Below are 18063 nucleotides of genomic sequence, written 5' to 3' on the forward strand. Positions count from 1 at the left end.
GGACGCCCGGCCGGCAGTCGAAACGGCAGAAGCAGCCCCTAGCGGGCGGCCGCCGCCAGATAGTCGGCGATCATCCGGTCGTAGGCCGCCGTGGCGGCAAAGGTGAGCACCGACATCTCGCGCCGGAACTCCAGCCCCACGCGCATGGAATTGGCGCGCATCTCGTCCATGGCCCGCCCGTAGTACGCGGGCGAGGGCAGCACGAGGATGGAATGGTAGTTCTTGGCGGCGGCGCGCAGCATGCAGGGGCCGCCGATGTCGATTTCCTCCACGGCCTGCCTGAGGTCCAGCCCCTTGGCCGCCGCGGTGGCGAAGTCGTACAGGTTCACGCAGATCAGGTCGAACGGGGCGATGCCCAGTTCGCGCAGCGTGGCCACGTGCTCGGGGTTGTCCTTGTCGGCCAGCACGCCGCCGTGGATGTGCGGATGCAGCGTCTTCACCCGGCCCCCGAGGATTTCGGGAAAGCCGGTCACGCGGCTCACGGGGGTGACCTTCAGGCCCGCGCCTTCGAGCATGCGGCGCGTGCCGCCGGTGGAGACGAGTTCCACGCCGTTGCCCGCCAGGAAGGCCGCGAAGTCGGCCAGGCCGCTCTTGTCCGTGGCGCTCATGAGCGCCCGTTTGATGGGCAGGAACTCCATGCGCACTCCTTGTGTCGCGTAAATGTTCACTAGCCAGTGCCAGAAGACGCCCGGCAGCGCAAGGGCATGCGCCGCGCGGGCCGGGTTGCGGGGCGGACCGCAATGCGGTTGCGCGCGCCGGGAGCGGGCCGGGACTAGGGGGCCTTCGTGCGGGTTCCCGCCGGCGCCCCCTGACGTGGATGCTCCGTAACGCGCGCCGCGGAGGCGCGGCGTGCGGTCATGCACAGGAAGACACCGCCAAGGATGGCCAGGGAACTGGCGGCCAGCCGGGCGGTGACCGCCTCGCCCAGGAACAGCGCGCCTCCGGCGGCGGTGATGGGCGGCACGCACAGTTGCACCACGGCGGCCATGGTCACGGACAGGCGCGCCACCGCCGCGTACCACAGCACGTAGCCCACGGCCGAGGCCAGCGCCCCGGCGGCCACGGCATACGCGACGCCCGGCCCGGAAGGGAGCCCGTCGCCCGCCAGCAGGGGCAGCAGCAGGGCGCACGGGGCGGCCCGCAGGAAATTGCCCGCCGTGGCGGCAAGGGGATCGCGCGCCGTGCGCCCGCGCACCGAATAGACGCCCCACGCCGCGCCAGCCACGAAGATGACCAGCGCCGCACCCACAGGCGGCGCGGAAAGCCCGGGCAGCACCAGCGCCACCAGCCCGGCCAGGGCAAGGCCCAGGCCCAGCCCCTGCCGCCTGCCGGGCCGTTCGCCCGCCAGCAGGCCCAGACCGAACATGCTTCCCTGCACGGCCACGGCGATGACCAGCGTGCCCGCGGCGGCGGGCAGGTCCACGTAGGCCCACGAGAAACAGGCCATGTACGCCAGCAGGGCCAGCGCGGCGGGCCAGTCGCCCGCGCGCCACAGGGCGGGCAGGCTGCCGGGTCCATCAGGCCGCGCGGCCAGCGCCAGGCGTCCGGCGCACAACGCCCACAGCAGCAGGGCGCCCGATGCCACGCGGATGGCCGTGTAGCTGGCCGGGGCCATGTGCGCGTCCAGCAGGGCAAGGCGGCAGAGCACCGAATTGGCGGCGAAGAAGACCATGGCCAGCAGGGTCCGGACAGGAAGGGTCATGCGGAAAACCTTGGGGGGCATGCGGCCGGGAGGCTCCGGCGCGTGGGAAGGGCGACCGCGACGGGTACAGGGTAGCGGCGGACGGCGGGCTTGTCACCCGCGCGGCTACTCGTCTCCGCCCTTCATCTTGCGGAAGATGGTGCTGCGGTCCACGCCGAACTGCTTGGCCACCTCGGCGATGGTGCCGTAGCGGGCCAGGGCCTGGCGCAGCACGCGGCCTTCCAGTTCGCGCATGATGTCCTTGAAGTTGCGGCCCTCGATGTCCACGCCGGTCGCCGGGTCGGGGCAAGGGCTGGCCTTGGGGGGCACGGGGCGGACGAAGGGCATGTCGCGCGGTTCGATGGCGGTGCGCTGGCAGGTGACCACAAGGCCCTGGATCAGGTTTTCCAGTTCGCGCACGTTGCCGGGCCAGTGGTGCTCGCGCAGGGCGTCCTCCGCCTCCGCCGACAGGGTGAGACGGCGGCGGTACTTGGCGCAGTAGAACTTCAGGAACCCCTGCGCCAGGGGCACGATGTCGGCCTTGCGCTGGCGCAGCGGGGGAATGCGGATCACCGCCACCTTCAGGCGGTAGTACAGGTCGCTGCGGAAGCGCCCCTCGCGCACCTCCTTTTCCAGATCCTTGTTGGTGGCGGCCACGATGCGCACGTCCACCCGGGCGGAGGTGGTGGAGCCCACGCGCATCACCTCGCGGTCCTGCAACAGGCGCAGCAGGCGCGACTGCATGGGCATGGGCAGTTCGCCGATCTCGTCGAGGAACAGGGTGCCCCCGGCGGCGGCTTCGACGAGGCCCATCTTGCCGTGCCGGTTGCCGCCGGAAAAGGTGCCCGGCGTGTAGCCGAACAGTTCCGTTTCGATGAGGTTGGCGGGAATGCTGGCGCAGTCCGCCTTGATGAACGGCTTGCCCGCGCGCGGGCTGGCGGCGTGCAGGCGGCGGGCCAGCACGTCCTTGCCCGTGCCCGTGTCGCCCAGCAGCAGCACCGTGGCGTCGGTTTCCGCGATGCCTTCCAGCTGTTCGCAGAGCCTGCGCATGACCGAGCTGTGCAGCATCACCGGGTAGTTCTCGGTGCGTTCGGGGCTTGCGCTGCTCAGGCTCTGGAAGGCGTCCAGCAGTTCCTTCTGCGAGGCCAGTTCGCGCTTCAGTTCCATCAGGGTGGTCACGTCGCGCATGAAGGTGACCACGTAGACCACCTCGCCGTCACGGTCGAGGATGGGGCTGCCGTCGAGAAACAGCTTGCGGCCGGTGGAGATGTTCTGGATCGACGTGGTGCCTTGGCGGGTCTTGACGATCTCTGGGTTGAGCACCACGTCGAATACGCCGTGGCGCATCATTTCGATGGCGGACTTGCCGAGCAGGTCTTCCTTGGGGATGCCGGTCAGTTCGCTGTGCCGCCGGTTGAGGTACACGATGGTTCCCTCGCGGTCGGTGATGCAGATGGCGTCCTTGAAGGTGTCCAGCAGCTGGTCGAGGTATTCCGCAAGCATGTCGCTCCCTTGGCGAAGGGATCGGCCGCCCTTCAGCCCGGGGACCGAAAGGGAGGCACGGCCGGGAGTCCGGGGACGGCGGTTCCGCTTCGCCATGGGACTGGTATAGGGCAAGGCCGGGGTGAAGGAAAGGCGGGCGCGCCCCGCACGGGCCGACATGCGGACGCGCCCGCCCCACGGGTGCCCTTCCGGCTGCGGGTTTTTGCCGTAAGGGGGCCGTAACAGGCCGCAAAGGGGCCGGGCATGCGCGTCGCTTCGCATGCCCGGCCGACGGATCACATGACGGCTGGGCCGTGGGTGCCATTCGGCGCGGGGCCGCCATCCCGGCGTTGCGGCCCCCGCCGCCACGGGCCCGGGGGCTGTCTCCAAAGCAGGATTTTCGTTCGTTGGTGAGGAAAACAAGCCTGCCATGAGGGAGTATACTCTTATCGTATTTGACCGACATGGCAGGCGACGTTTGACGACGCCAACGGGCGAAAGGACAATTTGGAGACAGCCCCCTAGCCGCCAAGACCGCCCATGCAGGTGTACTTGATCACCGTGTAGTCATCGAGGCCGTGGCGCGAACCTTCGCGGCCCATGCCGCTTTCCTTCACGCCGCCGAAGGGGGCCTCGCAGGTGGAGATGAGGCTTTCGTTGATGCCCACCAGCCCGTATTCCAGCGCCTCGGACACGCGGAAGGCGGCGCCCAGGTCGCGGGTGTAGGCGTAGGCGGCCAGGCCGAATTCCGTGTCGTTGGCCATGGCGATGGCCTCGGCCTCGGTCTTGAAGCGGAACACCGGGGCCAGCGGGCCGAAGGTTTCCTCCTTGGCGAAGGCCATGGCCGGGGTGGCCCCGGCGATGACCGTGGGCTCGAAGAAATTGCCTCCCAGGCTGTGCCGGCGGCCGCCGCAGACCAGCGTGCCGCCCTTGTCCAGGGCGTCCTTGACCTGCGATTCCACCTTGGCCAGCGCCTTGCCGTCGATGAGCGGGCCCTGGGTCACGCCGTCGTCCAGCCCGTTGCCCACCTTCAGGCCGGAAACGGCCACGGCCAGCTTCTGCACGAACAGATCGTACACGCCTTCCTGCACGTAGAAGCGGTTGGCGCAGATGCAGGTCTGGCCGGTGTTGCGGTACTTGCTGGCCATGGCCCCGGTGATGGCGAGGTCGATGTCCGCGTCGTCGAAGATGAGGAACGGCGCGTTGCCGCCAAGCTCCATGGACACCTTTTTGACCGTACCGGCGCACTGGCGGATCAGTTCCTTGCCCACTTCGGTGGAGCCGGTGAAGCTCACCTTGCGCACGGCGGGGTTGGAGGTCAGTTCGCCGCCGATTTCGCGGGCCGAGCCGGTGAGCACGTTGAACACGCCCTTGGGCACGCCCGCCTGCTCGGCCAGCCCGGCCAGGGCCAGCGCGGAATAGGGGGTCTGGCTGGCGGGCTTGACCACCACCGGGCACCCGGCGGCAAAGGCCGCGCCCACCTTGCGGCCGATCATGGCCGTGGGGAAGTTCCACGGGGTGATGATGCCCACCACCCCCACCGGCTCGCGGGTGACCAGGATGCGCTTGCCCGGCCACGGCGCGGGCACGATGTCGCCGTACATGCGGCGGGCTTCTTCCGCGAACCAGCGCAGGAAGCTGCACGCGAAGCCGATTTCGCCGCGCGCCTCGGGCAGGGGCTTGCCCTGTTCAAGGGTCATCAGTTTCGCCAGGTCTTCCTGGTTCTGCATGATCAGGTCGCGCCAGCGCAGCATGATGTCCGCGCGCTGCACGGCGGTCATGGCGCGCCAGGCGGGCCAGGCGCGGGCGGCGGCGGCGATGGCGCGGGCGGTTTCCGCCTTGCCGCATGCGGGCACGGTGCCCAGTTGCGCGTCGTTGGCGGGGTTGTGCACGGGAAGGGTGGCGCCGTTGTCGGCCCCGACCCACGCGCCGTCGATGTAGCATGCCTGACGCATCAATTCGGGATTGCTCAACATGTTCGCTCCTTTGAAGTTCCGGATGCTTCGGAGGCCAGTGCGGGACGGAAGGGGGGCGTCGCGGCCCCGGTCCGTGATTATTCGGTCACCTTGTACACGGCGTTGCAGTCCTCGCGGCCCAGCCCGGCGGCGCTGGCGCGGCGGAAGGTTTCCAGCGCGGCGGACATGGCGGGAATCTTCATGTCCCAGGCGGCGGCCATCTCGCAGCCCAGCCGCACGTCCTTCAGGGCAAGGTCCAGGCCGAAGCGGTTGGCGTAGTCGTCGGCGGCGATCCACGGGCCGCGCACGTCCATCTGGAAGCTGCGCGCCCCGGTGTCCTGCAGCAACTCCACCAGAGCGGCGCGGTCGATGCCGGCCTTTTCGCCGATGCGCAGGCCCTCGGCCAGCACGGCCAGGTTGGTCATGCCCACCATGTTGCTGATCAGCTTCACCGCGCACGAGGCGGCCACGCTGCCCATGTAATACGCCTGGCTGCCGATGACGGGCCAGATGTCGGCCAGCCCGTCGAACACGGCCCGGTCGCCGCCGACGAACATGGGTTCCTCGGCCTTTTCCGCGTGGGCGGGGGTCTTGCCCAGGGTGCATTGCAGGAAGGCGCAGCCCCTGGCCTTGGCGGCGGCTTCAAGCCGGGCCGAGGTCTGCGGGTCGATGGTGCTCAGTTCCACGTGGATGGCGCCGGGCTTCAGCCGTTGCAGCAGGCCGTCGTCGCCCAGCATCACCCCTTCCACGTGCGCGGGCATGGGCAGGCTGGTGAACACCAGGTCGCAACCGGCCAGGTCGGCCAGATTGGCCGCGGCGCGGCCCGTGGGGCCGGCGGCGACGGCACGGGCCACGGCTTCTGCGCTCAGGTCGTAGACCAGCACGTCCTTTCCGGCCCGGATGAGGTTACGGGCCAGCCCTCCTCCCATGAGTCCTACGCCGACGAATCCGATATGCATGACGTTTCTCCTTGGCGGGTATTGCCCGCGCGGTGCGCGGGCCCGGTTTGACGTTGCGTCCGTTGCGTTCCCCGGATCGGGGCCAAGCGGGCCAAAAGGGGCCGGGTGGACGGCACGGGCGAAAAGAACCGTTATGGACAGCGAGTGGCGGACGGGCGGCCTACCACCACTTGATGCGCTCGGTCACGTACTCGCGCAGCCGGACGAACTCGGGGTCGTCGTACTGGCGGGGGCGGGGCAGGTCCACGATGACCTCTTCCTTGATGGTCGAGGGCTTGGGCGACAGGATCAGGATGCGCTCGGCTAGGTAGATGGCCTCTTCGATGTTGTGGGTGATGAAGGCCACGGTGCTGCCCAACTCCTTCCAGATGCGGATCAGCTCGTCTTCCAGGTAGTAGCGCAGCTTCACGTCCAGTTGGCCGTAGGGCTCGTCCATCAACAGCAGGTCGGGGTTGATGGCGAAGTTGCGCGCGATGACCACGCGCTGCTCCATGCTGGCCGAAAGCTGCTGCGGGTAGTAGGTGCGGTATTTGCGCAGGCCCACGATGTCGAGCATGCGCTCGGTGCGCTGCTCTATTTCGGCTTCCGGCAGGCGCTTGATGCGCAGGCCGAAGCGGATGTTGTCCTCCACCGTCAGCCAGGGGATGGCGGAAACCTCCTGGAACACGAAGGCGATGTTGTGGATTTCCGGCGATGCGGGCACGCCGTCCACCAGGATGGACCCTTCGGTCATGGGAATGAACTGCGAAAGACAGTTCAGGAACGTGGTCTTTCCGCAGCCCGTGGGCCCCACGATGCACAGCAGTTCCCCCTGGTAGATCTCGAAGTTGATCTTATCGAGCACCAGCAGGTCGCCGTAGCACTTGGTGAGGTTTTCCACCTGCACCTTGATCTTGCGGTGTTCGGCGTAGGGATAGTTGGCGGCAGTCTCCATGACATGTCTCCTATAGGGAAAGGTCCGTGGCGTTGGAGATCTGCTTTCTGTAGGTGAGAAAAGCAGGGTCGGTGTAGTTGCGCGGCGAGGGGATGTCGATGGTGTATTCCGCCTTCACCCTGCCGGGCAGCACGGACATGACCAGTATCCTGTCCCCCAGGTAGATGGCCTCTTCGATGTTGTTGGTGACGAAGATGACCGTGCGCTTGTCCTTTTCCCAGATGGAGCGCAGGTCCTGCTCCATGGCGTAGCGGGTCTGGGCGTCCAGCGCGCCGAAGGGTTCGTCCATGAGCAGGATGTCCGGGGCGTTGGCGTAGGCGCGGGCGATGCCCACGCGCTGCTTCATCCCGCCGGAAAGCTGTTCCGGGTAGGCTTTCTCGAAGCCCTTCAGCCCCACCAGGTCGATGTAGCGGTGGGCGATTTCCCGCCGTTCCTTCATGGGCACGCCGCGCACGGCAAGGCCGAAGGCCACGTTGTGCTCCACGGTCTTCCACGGCATCAGGGCGTAGCGCTGGAAGACCATGGCCCGGTCCGGCCCCGGCCGGGTGACCGGCGTGCCGTCCAGCAGCACCTGCCCGGCCGAGGGCTCGATGAGCCCGGCGATGCAGTTGAGCAGCACGGTCTTGCCGCACTGGCCCGGCCCCAGGACGACCAGGAATTCGTTCTCGCGCACCGTCAGCGACACGCGGTCGAGAACCAGCAGCCGCTGGTCCTGCCCCGGCACGTGAAATGCCTTGGACAGGTCGCGGCATTCGATCTTGGCAGTCTGTTCCGTCATACCAGTTCCCTCCGCCAGGGGCACAGCGCCCGTTCCGCCCAGCGCAGCGAGGCCGCCAGCAGCGACCCCACGATGCCGATCAGGATCATGCCCACGAGGATCATGGGCGGCCGGTTCAGGTCCATGCCCTGGATGATGATGAACCCCACGCCCTCGCGCGCGCCCACCAGTTCCGCCGCCAGCACGCACATCCAGGCCATGGACAGCGCGTTCTGCAACCCGGCGAAGATGGAGGGCAGGCACGCGGGCACGGCCACGTTGAAGAACTGCTGCCGCCGCGAGGCCCCGAACGAGCGGGCCGCGTCGATGAGCAGCGGGTCCACGTAGCGCATGCCGGTGTACGAGTTCAGCACCAGGATGACGAAGGAGCCCACGAAACAGATGAACACCTTGGAGCCTTCGGCCACGCCCAGCCACAGGATGGCGATGGGTATCCACGCGATGGGCGGGATGGGCCGCAGCAGTTCGAAGATGGGCGAGACGATCTTCTCGCAGGTCCGGTTCCAGCCCATGCACAGGCCCAGCGGCAGCCCCAGCAGGATGGCCCACAGGTAGGCGGTGAGCACGCGCCTGAGGCTGTAGCCCACGTGGGCCAGGATGTCCTTGCCGCCCACGGGGGTGTGGAACAGGCGCACGGCCTCGTCCCAGACGCGCCCCGGCGAGGGGAGAAAGTCGGGGTTGGTGTACAGCGAGACCACCTGCCAGAACGCCACGAAGGCCAGCAGCGATCCGGTGGTGAGCGCGGCGGGCATCAGCCGCTTGCCGAGTAGACCGATCATGAGAGCCTCCGGGAGGATGCGAAGCGGGCCTCGATCCTGGTCAGCCCCCACGACATCAGCGCGCCCAGCAGGCCGATGGCCAGCATGCCCACGATGATGATGTCCGGGCGGGCCAGCCTGCGGCCGAGCTGGATCATGTAGCCGAGCCCCTGCGAGGCGGCCAGCAGTTCGGCCGCCACCAGGGTGGTCCACGCGGCGTTGAGCGACAGCTTGATGCCCGTGAACACCATGGGGATGGCCGAGGGAACGCCGATCTTGCGGAAGGTTTCGAAATTGGAGGCGCCGTAGATCCGGGCGACGCGGATCAGCACCGGGTTGGTCAGGCGGATGCCCGTGTACGAGTTGATCACGCAGGGCACGAACGCCGCCAGAAAGATGATGAACGCCTTGGCGTGCATGCCGATGCCCAGCCACAGGATGGCGATGGGTATCCAGGCGATGGGGGGTATGGGGCGCACCGCGTCGAACAGCGGGCGCACCAGCAGGTTGACCGGCTTGTACCAGCCCATCAGCAGCCCCAGCGGCACGCCGATGCACACGGCGGCCCCGAACCCGGCCAGCGCCAGCGACAGGCTGGCCCAGGCGTGCTGCTGCAACAGCGCGCCGTCGGGATTGGGCTCGGACAGCTTGTCCACGAAGACGCCGAGGATTTCGGACGGGGGAACCAACTGGTAGGGTCCGACGATCTCGAACCGGCAGATCAGTTCCCAGATGACCAGGAAAAGGATCAGGCTGACGACGGATATCCAGTGTTCACGGGCGGCGGCGGCCAGGTAGCCGGTCTTTTCCACCTCCAGCGATACGGGGCTCGATGCGTCGTCTGGGCTTGTCTGCATGCTAGACTCCTGTCGCACGGGGGAAGGGGGGCGACAGGGCTCCATGCCGGGCGGAACCTGTCGCTCGGGGCGTCGCGTCGTCCTCCGGAACCGTCCTCCGGCGCGGGATGCCGGAGGACGGCGGAGGTTGCGCCGCTACTTCGCCGCGGCGCGGCGTTCGGCCAGCTTCTTCATGAACGACGGGTCGATCCCGTAGTTGCTCTTGACGTAGCGGTCGTATTCCTTGGTGGTGATGCGGCCCTGGGTGAGCATGAACTTGGCCACGCCGTCCATCCACGCGGCGGTCTTGGCCGGGTCTTCCAGCAGGCGCACCTGTTCGTTCACGTCGTACAGGGGGCGGTACTTGAATTCCTTCTCCACCTGGTCGCGGGTCAGTTCCAGGCCGCAGTAGCCGGTGAAGTAGTTCAGCAGCGGTTCCACGCTCTTGCCGGGCTCGTTCTTCATCATCTCGACGCCGCGCATGTACACGTCCAGCCAGTCCACCACGAGGTCGGGGAACTTTTCGGCGAAGTCCTTGCGCACGCCGATGCCGCCCAGGATGACCACCCCGGCCTTGCTGCCCGAGGAGACCTTTTTCCAGCCCTTGGCCTCAGCGATGTAGCTGAACGGGGCCCACAGCTGGATCACGTCGCCCTCGCCCGCGTTGAACGCGGTGACGGCCTGGCCCTGCTCCATGTGCACCAGCGAGACGTCGGTGTCCTTCAGGCCCAGCGCGGCGAGGGTGGCGGTGAGGGCGTAGTGGCCGGTGGACACGGTGGTGGCCAGCACCTTCTTGCCCTTCCAGTCGTCGGGGCTGCCGTAGATGTCGGGGAACTTGGGGTTGGCGCCCTTGTTCTTCAGCAGCGGCGAATCGGGGCGCACCCACAGGTCGTTGGTTTCCGATTCGTCGTTGGAAATGCCGATGAATTTGTAGCCGTAGCGCATGCTGGCCATCATGGTCGGCAGGGCGCCCATGGCTCCCACGTCCCACTGGTCCGCGGCCAGCGCTTCCACCTGCGGCGCGCCCGAGGCGAAGAGCATGAAGGTGTTGGTGAACGGGGCGCTGGCGAGCCAGCCGGCCTTTTCCGCGTACCACAGCGGCATGCCGTGCAGGCAGGGCTGCGCGCTGGTGCGGATTTCCGGTTTGTTCGCCGCGTGCGCGGCCAGGGGGGAGAAGGCGGCGGCCATGAACGCGCCGGCAAGCAGAAGGACCAGTAGAATGGCTGGACGTTTTTTCATGTGCGACCTCGCTGTTGCTGTTCCGTGAAATTGTCACTGAAGCCGGGAACGGAGCCGTTTGACACAGGAAAACGCTGTCATTTCGCCGTAAAACCACCATCGAGCATGATCGTTTGTCCGGTGACGTACGATGATGCGTCGCTTGCGAGGAATATGGCCAGGCCGTGCAGGTCCTCCATGCGGCCGTTGCGGCCAAGGCAGGTCTGCGCCGCATGGCGGGCCACGGCGTCCGGGTCGTCGAATACCGGCGCGGTGAGCGCGGTGGGGAAGAAACCGGGGCCGATGGCGTTGCAGGTGATGCCGTACGGTCCCCAGGCCTGGGCCATGGCGCGGGTAAGCTGCACGATGCCGCCCTTGGCCGCGCCGTAGGGCGCGCTGTGGGGCATGGCCCGGCAGGATTGCAGGGACGCTATGTTGATGATGCGGCCCCAGCCGCGTTCGCGCATGCCGGGGGCCAGCGCCTGGACGAGGAAGAACGGCGCGGAAAGGTGCAGGTCTATCTGGCGCCGCCAGGTCTCGGGGGTGACGTCCTCGAACGGCTGGCGCAGGTTGACGCCCGCCGCGTTGACCAGGATGTCCACATGCCCCAGCAGGTCGCGGGCCTGCGCCGCGCTGGCGGCGATGGCGGCGGGGTCGGCGAGGTCGGCGGAAAGGGTCAGGGCTTCGATGCCGAGGGCGGCGAGCCGGGCCGCCGCCCCGTCCAGTTCCGGCTGGCGGCGGGCCAGCAGCAGCACGCGCGCCCCGGCCAGGCCCAGCGCGGTGGCCATGGCCTCGCCCAGGCCGGAATTGCCGCCGGTGACCAGCGCGGTCCTGCCGGCGAGGCCGAACATTTCAGGCACGGGGGACGATGCGGGGGCGACGGGGCGGCCGGGAGGGTTCATGGCATGCCTCCCGTCGGCGGCCGCCATGGAATACAGAAGCCGGTGTGACGCTGCGTGGCGCGGGGCATGCCCTTTCCGCCAATGCCACCCGTATGTACTGCAAGGTATGCGTTGCCTGTACACCGTGGCGTCGCACCATGCCCGTACATGCGGGCATCCTGCGGCATGTCGCGACATACCATGGATGTTGCGTAATGGGAGCGGCAGGCATTTTCCGTCATGGAAACTCCGTGTCTCGCACCGTTGCATGCATGCTGGCTTGCATGATCAACCAGTGGCCCCCGGCATGCCGGGAATGCCGTGACTGCTGCAATGAAAAACGTGTGGGCAGCGCGCAGTGGGAAAAGAGCAAGAATGGTGCCGTTTGTGAATGATTGGGCGAACGAAGAATTTGAATGAGCGGGCACTCTTTTTTGAAGTATCCTCCCTGTATAATCTTCTTGAATTACATGCCTTATTTTTCCGTTGCCCTTGGGCGTCCCGCGCCGGGTCATGGCGTTTCGTGTTCAGGCCCGGATATGGCCGCAGCACCGGAGCATGAACAATAATGGAAGCTATTCTTGATAACCTGCCAGCCATGCGAAAAAAGGGAACAAGACAGAAACCACAAAAGGTGCAACCACGGGAAACTTTCAAGTCTTATATATGATGCAAAAAAACAACGCCATTTGGAATGTGCAAATTGACATTATATATCACGTGGATGTCAGGCCAATCCGGGATTGGCGTTGCAAAAATGCGCCGTACTGGGTGGCCGGTTGTGCCGATTTGCACTGTTCCGTACGAACGGCGCAAAAAAGGCATCCCGAAAGGGATGCCGGAGCCTGCTGACAAACCTAAATTCTTCCGGGGGAGGGACCCTTTGCGCTCTGCGGTCCTCATCCGTAAGGTTCGCGCGTTGCGCTCACCTAACGGCTGAGGCAAAGGGTCTCCTCCCCCGGCCCCCCTCCCCCCAAAACTTTTATTTGTGTTTTCCGTGCATTACGAGGATACAAAACACGGGGTTCCAAGGGGCGATAGCCCCTTGGCCGCCGGAGGCGTCCAAAAGCAGACGTTGTCAACACTCTGAGGCACCCCGAAAGGGATGCCGGAGGGAACGCGGGCACGGAAGGGGGGGCTGCCGGAGCGCGGGCCGGGGCGGAGGGGGGATGGCCCGGCGGCTCCGGGCTCAGCGGGCCAGGGCCACGCTTCGCAACCGGTTCAGGGCGCCGTCCGCCAGTTGCGCGCCGCCCATGGGAAAGGCCCGGCCCAGAAATTCGTACTTGGTCTGGCCCATGCGGTGGTAGGGCAGCAGTTCGTGCACCAGGTTGGCGCGCTTGGGCAGGAACCGGGCGATGGCCCGGATGTCGGCCTCGGTGTCATTGAAGCCGGGGATGACCGGGGTGCGGGCGATGATGGGCAGGGTGGGAAACGCGGCGCACACGCGCAGGAAGTTTTCCAGGATGCGCTCGTTGCCCACGCCGGTGCCCTCCTTGTGCTTGTCCGTGGACAGGTGCTTGATATCGAAGAGCAGCGAATCCAGGTGGCGGCAGGCCTCCTCCAGCGCGTCGCCGTCGCAGTGGCCGCAGGTCTCCAGCACCGTGTTGATGTGCCTGCGCCGCGCCTCGCGCAGCAGCGCCACGGTGAAGTCCGGCTGCTGCATGGCCTCGCCGCCGGACAGGGTCATGCCGCCGCCGGACCGGGCGTAGAACACCGCGTCCTGTTCCACGGCCTCCAGCACGTCGGCCACGGACATGCGCGCGCCATAGACGTTCATGGCCCCGGTGGGGCAGGCCGTGGCGCAGAGCAGGCACCCGTCGCAGCAGGAACGGTCGATGGCCAGCAACCCCTCGATGTCGAGGATGCAGTTTTTGGGGCAAACAGGAATGCAGTGCCCGCATACGGCGGGCGACAGACACTTGTACCGGTTGAAGGCGCGTTCGGGCCGGGGAGCCTGCGACTCCGGGTTGCTGCACCAGGCGCAGCGCAACGGGCACCCCTTCAGGAAGACCATGGTGCGGATGCCCGCGCCGTCGTGCAGGGAATACTTCTGCACGTTGAAGACGATGCCCGTCCGTTCCCTGTCCTGCATGGCAAGCCCCTTTGGCGGCGGCGCGGGGGAAGGTCCGTGGCCTTCCCGCGCGCGTGCGAATGGCTAGATGGCGTCGTGCTCGGTGCGGTTGATGACGTCGTCCTGCAGGTCGGGCGACAGGTCGCAGAAGTACGAGCTGTACCCGGCGATGCGCACCAGCAGGCCCCGGTACCTGTCGGGGTTTGCCTTGGCCTTGAGCAGGGTTTCCCTGTTGATGATGTTGAACTGCAAATGCCACAGCTTGAGGTCGCACCAGCCGCGGATCATGTCCACGAGCTTGCGGGTGCCCGTTTCACCGGCCACGCACCGGGGCGACAGCTTGATGTTCAGCAGGCGCGAGGCGCGGTTCTTCAGGTCTCCGTTCTTGGAGTTGTAGTTGGACAGCAACACCGCCGTGGGGCCGTTGCGGTCCGCGCCGTGCGAGGCGGAGGAACCGTCGGACAGGGCCGTCCATGCCTTGCGCCCGTTGGGGGTGGCGCTGACCACCTTGCCGAAGGGCACGTGCGAGGTGATGGGCACGTAGCGCACGTCGCAGTTGACGCCGCGCACCCTGGAGTACGTTTCCGCGAAGACCTGGGTCATGCGGTCCACTTCCCTGGCGATGGCGTCGGCGTACGGGTTGTTGTTGCCGTAGCAGGGGGCCGAGCGCATCAGGGCGCGCAGGGGTTCGCAGCCTTCGAAGTCGTTCCGCAGCGCGGCCACCAGGTCGGCCATGGCCACCTTCTTCTCCTCGAACACCAGCTTCTTCACGGCGGCCAGCGAATCCACCACCGTGCCGTAGCCCAGGAATTCGAAGTACGAGAAGTCCACGCCGCCCGCGATCTTCGGCGATTGCAGGTCCTTGCAGTCCTCCACGCACAGGTCGTGCAGCACCGAGGCAAAGGGCGAGGCGAAGTGCTGCGGCCGCAGGCAGTCCACCACGTACTGCTGGGTGAAGGCCTTGGACAGCAGGTTCATGTGCTGGGCCTTGTAGGCTTCCCAGAATTGTTCCCAGGTGGCGAAGGTGGCGGGGTCGCCGGTTTCCAGGCCGATCAGGTCGTCCTGCCCGTACTTCAGCATCCGCCCGTTGTGCATGGTCATTTCCATGGCCGTGGCGAAGTTGATGTACACGCAGCCGGAGGTGTAGGTGTCGCGGTTGGGCATGCGCGCCTCGGTGCAGCCCGACACGGCGTAGTCCAGGGCGTCACGGAAGGGCGCGCCCTTGGCCACGTACAGCGGAATCACTTCCTCGTCGTTGATCAGTTTGGGAAAGCCGGAGCCGTCCTTGATGGTCTCGGCCACCTCGTACAGGAAGCGTTCCGGCGAGCGGGAGTGGATGCGGGCGGCCAGGTCCGGGTAGTTCAGCGGGAATTCGCGCTTGGAGCGCAGGAACAGGTAGGTCAGGTCGTTGGTGGCGTCCTTGCCGTCCGGGGTCTGGCCGCCGATGGTCACGGCCTCCCAGTGGGCGTAGCCTTCGTTGAATTCGTTGCCGGTGGGGTTGATGTACAGGTCGATGAACTGCGCCATCTCCACCCACATGCACTCCAGAAGCTCCATGGCGCCTTCCTCGGTGATGCGGCCCTCGGCAAGGTCTTTCGCGTAGTAGGGGTGGAAGTACTGGTCCATGCGCCCGTTGGAGATGATGGCGCTGGACTTCTGCTCGATGCGCGAGAACATCTGCACGAACCATTGCGATTGCACGGCCTCGTGAAAGGTGCGCGCGGGATGGGCGGGCACGTGGTCGCAGATGGCGGCAAGGCGCAGCAGTTCCCGCTTGCGCGCGGGGTTCCTTTCGGCGGCGGCCTGCGCGCGGGCGAGGTCGGCGTGGCGTCCGGCCCAGATCATGAAGGCGTCGCACACGATGACCATGGCTTCCAGGAAGGGCTTCTTCTCCCGGTTGTCGATGGGGCTGTCCGGGTCCAGCCGCGCCATGCGGGCCAGCATTTCGGCCTTGATGTCCAGCATGCCGCGCGTGAGCACCTTTTCGTAGTCGTGCACCCATTGCAGGGCGGAACGGTAGGACGAGGTCTCGCTGACCACGAACTTGGACTTCAGGCCCGAGGCGTCGGTGTAGGTGACGTTGCGCAACTCTTCGGGCAGGGCGCCGTTGAGGTGCTCGTGGTAGGTCTTGCCTTCCCAGTAGGGGGCGATTTCGTCGAGAATGATGGCGATGTCCGCGTCCGAGATGCGGAACGGGCTCTTGGCGCGGTTCGGCAGGTCGCGCATGACCACGCCGTAGAAGTCGCCGTCGATTTCCGGGTACAGGATGCCGTAGCGGCCGAACTGTCCGGCCCGACCCGCGATGAGCTGGCCGGGGGTGATGTACACGGTCATCTTCTCGGCGCAGTTCTTCAGCGCCTTGGCCCAGCGCAGGGCCAGCAACTGGCCCTCGGTGGCGCGCATGGACTCGGTGAAGTAGCGGGCGCGCTCCACGTCGATGAACGGAACCTGGTACTGGAAGGTCTCGAGAATGGAGTAGACGCGCTCGCGCCCGGTCTTGTCCGGTTCCGGGTTCTGCAGGCGCACTTCCTGGGGGGACAGGCAGCAGGTGGTCATCAGGGTTCTCCCGGGGCATGGCCCGTGTGAGGTTGGCTGCGAATGCACGGCACATGCATGAACTGCGATGGCCTAAGCATCGAGCGTGCCACCTGCGGAAAGAAAGTGAATCCGGCGTATTGAAATTCTTTCGTGACCGCGCGGCGAGCCGGGGCCACCATGCGGAACGTTGCAGAAATGCGCCGGTCTTGAAGCGTTTCCATTGTATTTCAGTGTGATGAAGGAAATTGTGCAGAATGGCACAAGGCGGCGGCGTCGCAAAAATGCATCGCCATCTGCGGGCCTTGTCCGGCAGCACACCGCCGGAGACGGCGGGGGCATGCATGAAAAGCGCGGCGCACGGAGTTCTTCCGTGCGCCGCGCCGTATTCGCGGATGTGTCGGAAACCCGCGGGACGCGTGGCTCCGCGTGGCGGCGTTACGCCTTTCTCGCCAGGCCCAGCCGGGCCACCACGGCCTCGGCGGCGGCCAGGGTGTACGCCTCGGGCGACAGGCGGGCCTTGTCCTCGGGGCTGACCACCAGCGCGGGCGCGTTGGCAAGGGCGGGGTCCGGGGTCACGCCGTACTCGGGCGGGAAACTGTTGGTGAAGTACATGTCCTGGAAGCCCGCGAACTTCAGGCTGTGCGCCGTGGCGTCGAGCACGGCGTGCTCGTCGGGCGAGACCAGGCCCAGCTCCCTGGCCTTGATCAGCCCGGCCAGGCATTCGCCGCCCTGGGTGCAGGCGATGTGCCCGTGGCGGTTGCCCCGGATCATGGCGTCCATGATCTCCTGCTCGGTCACCTGCACCACGGAGAAGGCGCGCTCGCCGCCCTCCGCGATGAACCTGTCGGCCAGCGCCTTCACGCGGGGGAAGGACACCGGGTTGCCGATCATGGCGGCCTGGGCCACGCTGGGCTGCACGGTGACGGGGGCGTAGCTGCGTTTCGCCGGGTCCGGCTGGCTGTAGTAGCGCCACACCGGGTCGGCATGGTGCGACTGCACGCCGATGACCCGGGGCAGGCCGTCGATGACGCCGAGGCGCAGCAGCTTCAGGAAGCCCGCCATGACCGCGGTGATGTTGCCCGCGTTGCCGATGGGCACGAACACGCACCGGCCCTTCATGTCCCAGCCGTACCACTGGGCCACCTCGAAGGCGTAGGATTCCTGGCCCAGGATGCGCCAGCTGTTCTTGGAATTCAGCAGGGCCACCCGGTAGTTTTCGGCCAGGTGTTCGACCACCTTCATGCAGTCGTCGAACACGCCGGGAATCTCCAGCACCGTGGCCCCGCTGCCCAGCGGCTGCGAAAGCTGCTGCGGGGTGACCTTGCCGTGGGGCAGCAGCACCACCGACTTCACCGGCCCGCCCACGTACGAGGCGTACAGCGCGGCGGCGGCGGAGGTGTCGCCGGTGGAGGCGCACACGGTGAGCACCTCGTCCCAGCCGTGCTTGCGCACCAGCGCCTTCAGGTAGCTGAACGCGCAGGCCATGCCCCGGTCCTTGAACGATGCGCTGGGGTTCTGCCCGTCGTTCTTGAAGGCGAAGGGGATGCCCACGGCGTCGCGCAGGGCGGGGGCCGCCTCCACGATGGGGGTGTTGCCCTCGCCCAGGTACACGATATCCTCTTCTTCCAGCACCGGGGCCATCAGCTCATAGAAGCGGAAGATGCCGCGCAGGGCGGTGGTGCGGGTGGCGGCGCGGGCGTCGAACAGGGCGCGCCATTCAGGCCCGGTGCGCAGGGCCGCCAGCCTGTCGAAATCGAGGTCTTCGAGCAGGTACACCCCGCCGCAGCCGGGGCAGGTGTACAGCAGTTCGTCGATGCCGCGGCGCTCTCCGCAGCCGAGGCAGACGTACTCCATCCGCGTGCGCGCGGACGGAAAGTCGTGGCTGGACATGGAACTGGGCATGGGGCCGGTCTCCTTGGAATCGTGCACTGCGGTCATGTTGCGGCGTCGCGCCGTCATGCGCGGGGCATGC

Annotated in this window: 14 protein-coding genes; all 14 read right to left on the reverse strand. The window is 66.9% G+C overall.

Features of this window, described 5'->3' with window-relative positions; genetic code table 11:
- Positions 1–38: 38 nt before the first annotated feature.
- Positions 39–638, reverse strand: a complete 600-nt coding sequence (locus tag ACR4XJ_RS06270; protein ID WP_333505066.1) for an IMP cyclohydrolase — start codon at positions 636–638, stop codon at positions 39–41.
- 134 nt (positions 639–772) lie between these two features.
- A complete protein-coding gene (locus ACR4XJ_RS06275; protein WP_434754412.1) occupies positions 773–1723 on the reverse strand; it encodes a DMT family transporter in 951 nt (316 codons plus the stop codon).
- A gap of 84 nt (positions 1724–1807) precedes the next feature.
- Positions 1808–3184, reverse strand: a complete 1377-nt coding sequence (locus tag ACR4XJ_RS06280) for a sigma-54 interaction domain-containing protein (RefSeq protein WP_434754413.1) — start codon at positions 3182–3184, stop codon at positions 1808–1810.
- Between the two features lie 500 nt (positions 3185–3684).
- Complete coding sequence (locus tag ACR4XJ_RS06285; RefSeq protein WP_434754414.1) at positions 3685–5139, reverse strand: NAD-dependent succinate-semialdehyde dehydrogenase; 1455 nt, start codon at positions 5137–5139, stop codon at positions 3685–3687.
- Between the two features lie 77 nt (positions 5140–5216).
- Positions 5217–6077, reverse strand: a complete 861-nt coding sequence (locus ACR4XJ_RS06290; protein WP_434754415.1) for an NAD(P)-dependent oxidoreductase — start codon at positions 6075–6077, stop codon at positions 5217–5219.
- A 160-nt stretch (positions 6078–6237) separates the two neighbouring features.
- Positions 6238–7011: an ABC transporter ATP-binding protein gene (locus ACR4XJ_RS06295; RefSeq protein ID WP_434754416.1), complete on the reverse strand. Its 774-nt coding sequence runs from the start codon at positions 7009–7011 to the stop codon at positions 6238–6240.
- 10 nt (positions 7012–7021) lie between these two features.
- The gene (locus ACR4XJ_RS06300; protein WP_434754417.1) at positions 7022–7789 is read right to left on the reverse strand and encodes an ABC transporter ATP-binding protein; all 768 of its coding nucleotides are present in this window, start codon (positions 7787–7789) and stop codon (positions 7022–7024) included.
- Positions 7786–8568, reverse strand: a complete 783-nt coding sequence (locus ACR4XJ_RS06305; protein WP_434754418.1) for an ABC transporter permease — start codon at positions 8566–8568, stop codon at positions 7786–7788. Before ACR4XJ_RS06305 ends, ACR4XJ_RS06300 begins: the two co-directional genes overlap by 4 nt.
- On the reverse strand, positions 8565–9404 hold the full coding sequence (locus ACR4XJ_RS06310) for an ABC transporter permease (protein ID WP_434754419.1): 840 nt from the start codon (positions 9402–9404) through the stop codon (positions 8565–8567). The genes ACR4XJ_RS06305 and ACR4XJ_RS06310 overlap by 4 nt, the downstream gene beginning before the upstream one ends.
- 135 nt (positions 9405–9539) lie before the next feature.
- Positions 9540–10622: an ABC transporter substrate-binding protein gene (locus ACR4XJ_RS06315; protein WP_434754420.1), complete on the reverse strand. Its 1083-nt coding sequence runs from the start codon at positions 10620–10622 to the stop codon at positions 9540–9542.
- Positions 10623–10699: 77 nt separating this feature from the next.
- Positions 10700–11503, reverse strand: a complete 804-nt coding sequence (locus ACR4XJ_RS06320; protein ID WP_434754421.1) for an SDR family NAD(P)-dependent oxidoreductase — start codon at positions 11501–11503, stop codon at positions 10700–10702.
- Between the two features lie 1168 nt (positions 11504–12671).
- Positions 12672–13574, reverse strand: coding sequence for a (2S)-3-sulfopropanediol dehydratase activating enzyme (gene hpsH / locus ACR4XJ_RS06325; RefSeq protein ID WP_434754422.1), 903 nt, complete (start codon positions 13572–13574; stop codon positions 12672–12674).
- 63 nt (positions 13575–13637) lie between these two features.
- The gene (gene hpsG, locus ACR4XJ_RS06330; protein ID WP_434754423.1) at positions 13638–16109 is read right to left on the reverse strand and encodes a (2S)-3-sulfopropanediol dehydratase; all 2472 of its coding nucleotides are present in this window, start codon (positions 16107–16109) and stop codon (positions 13638–13640) included.
- A 417-nt stretch (positions 16110–16526) separates the two neighbouring features.
- Positions 16527–17981 (reverse strand): threonine synthase, encoded by a 1455-nt coding sequence (thrC, locus tag ACR4XJ_RS06335; protein ID WP_434754758.1) that lies wholly within the window; start codon positions 17979–17981, stop codon positions 16527–16529.
- Between the last annotated feature and the right edge of the window lie 82 nt (positions 17982–18063).

This window comes from Nitratidesulfovibrio sp. D1 (assembly GCF_051133415.1).
Classification (GTDB): domain Bacteria; phylum Desulfobacterota; class Desulfovibrionia; order Desulfovibrionales; family Desulfovibrionaceae; genus Cupidesulfovibrio.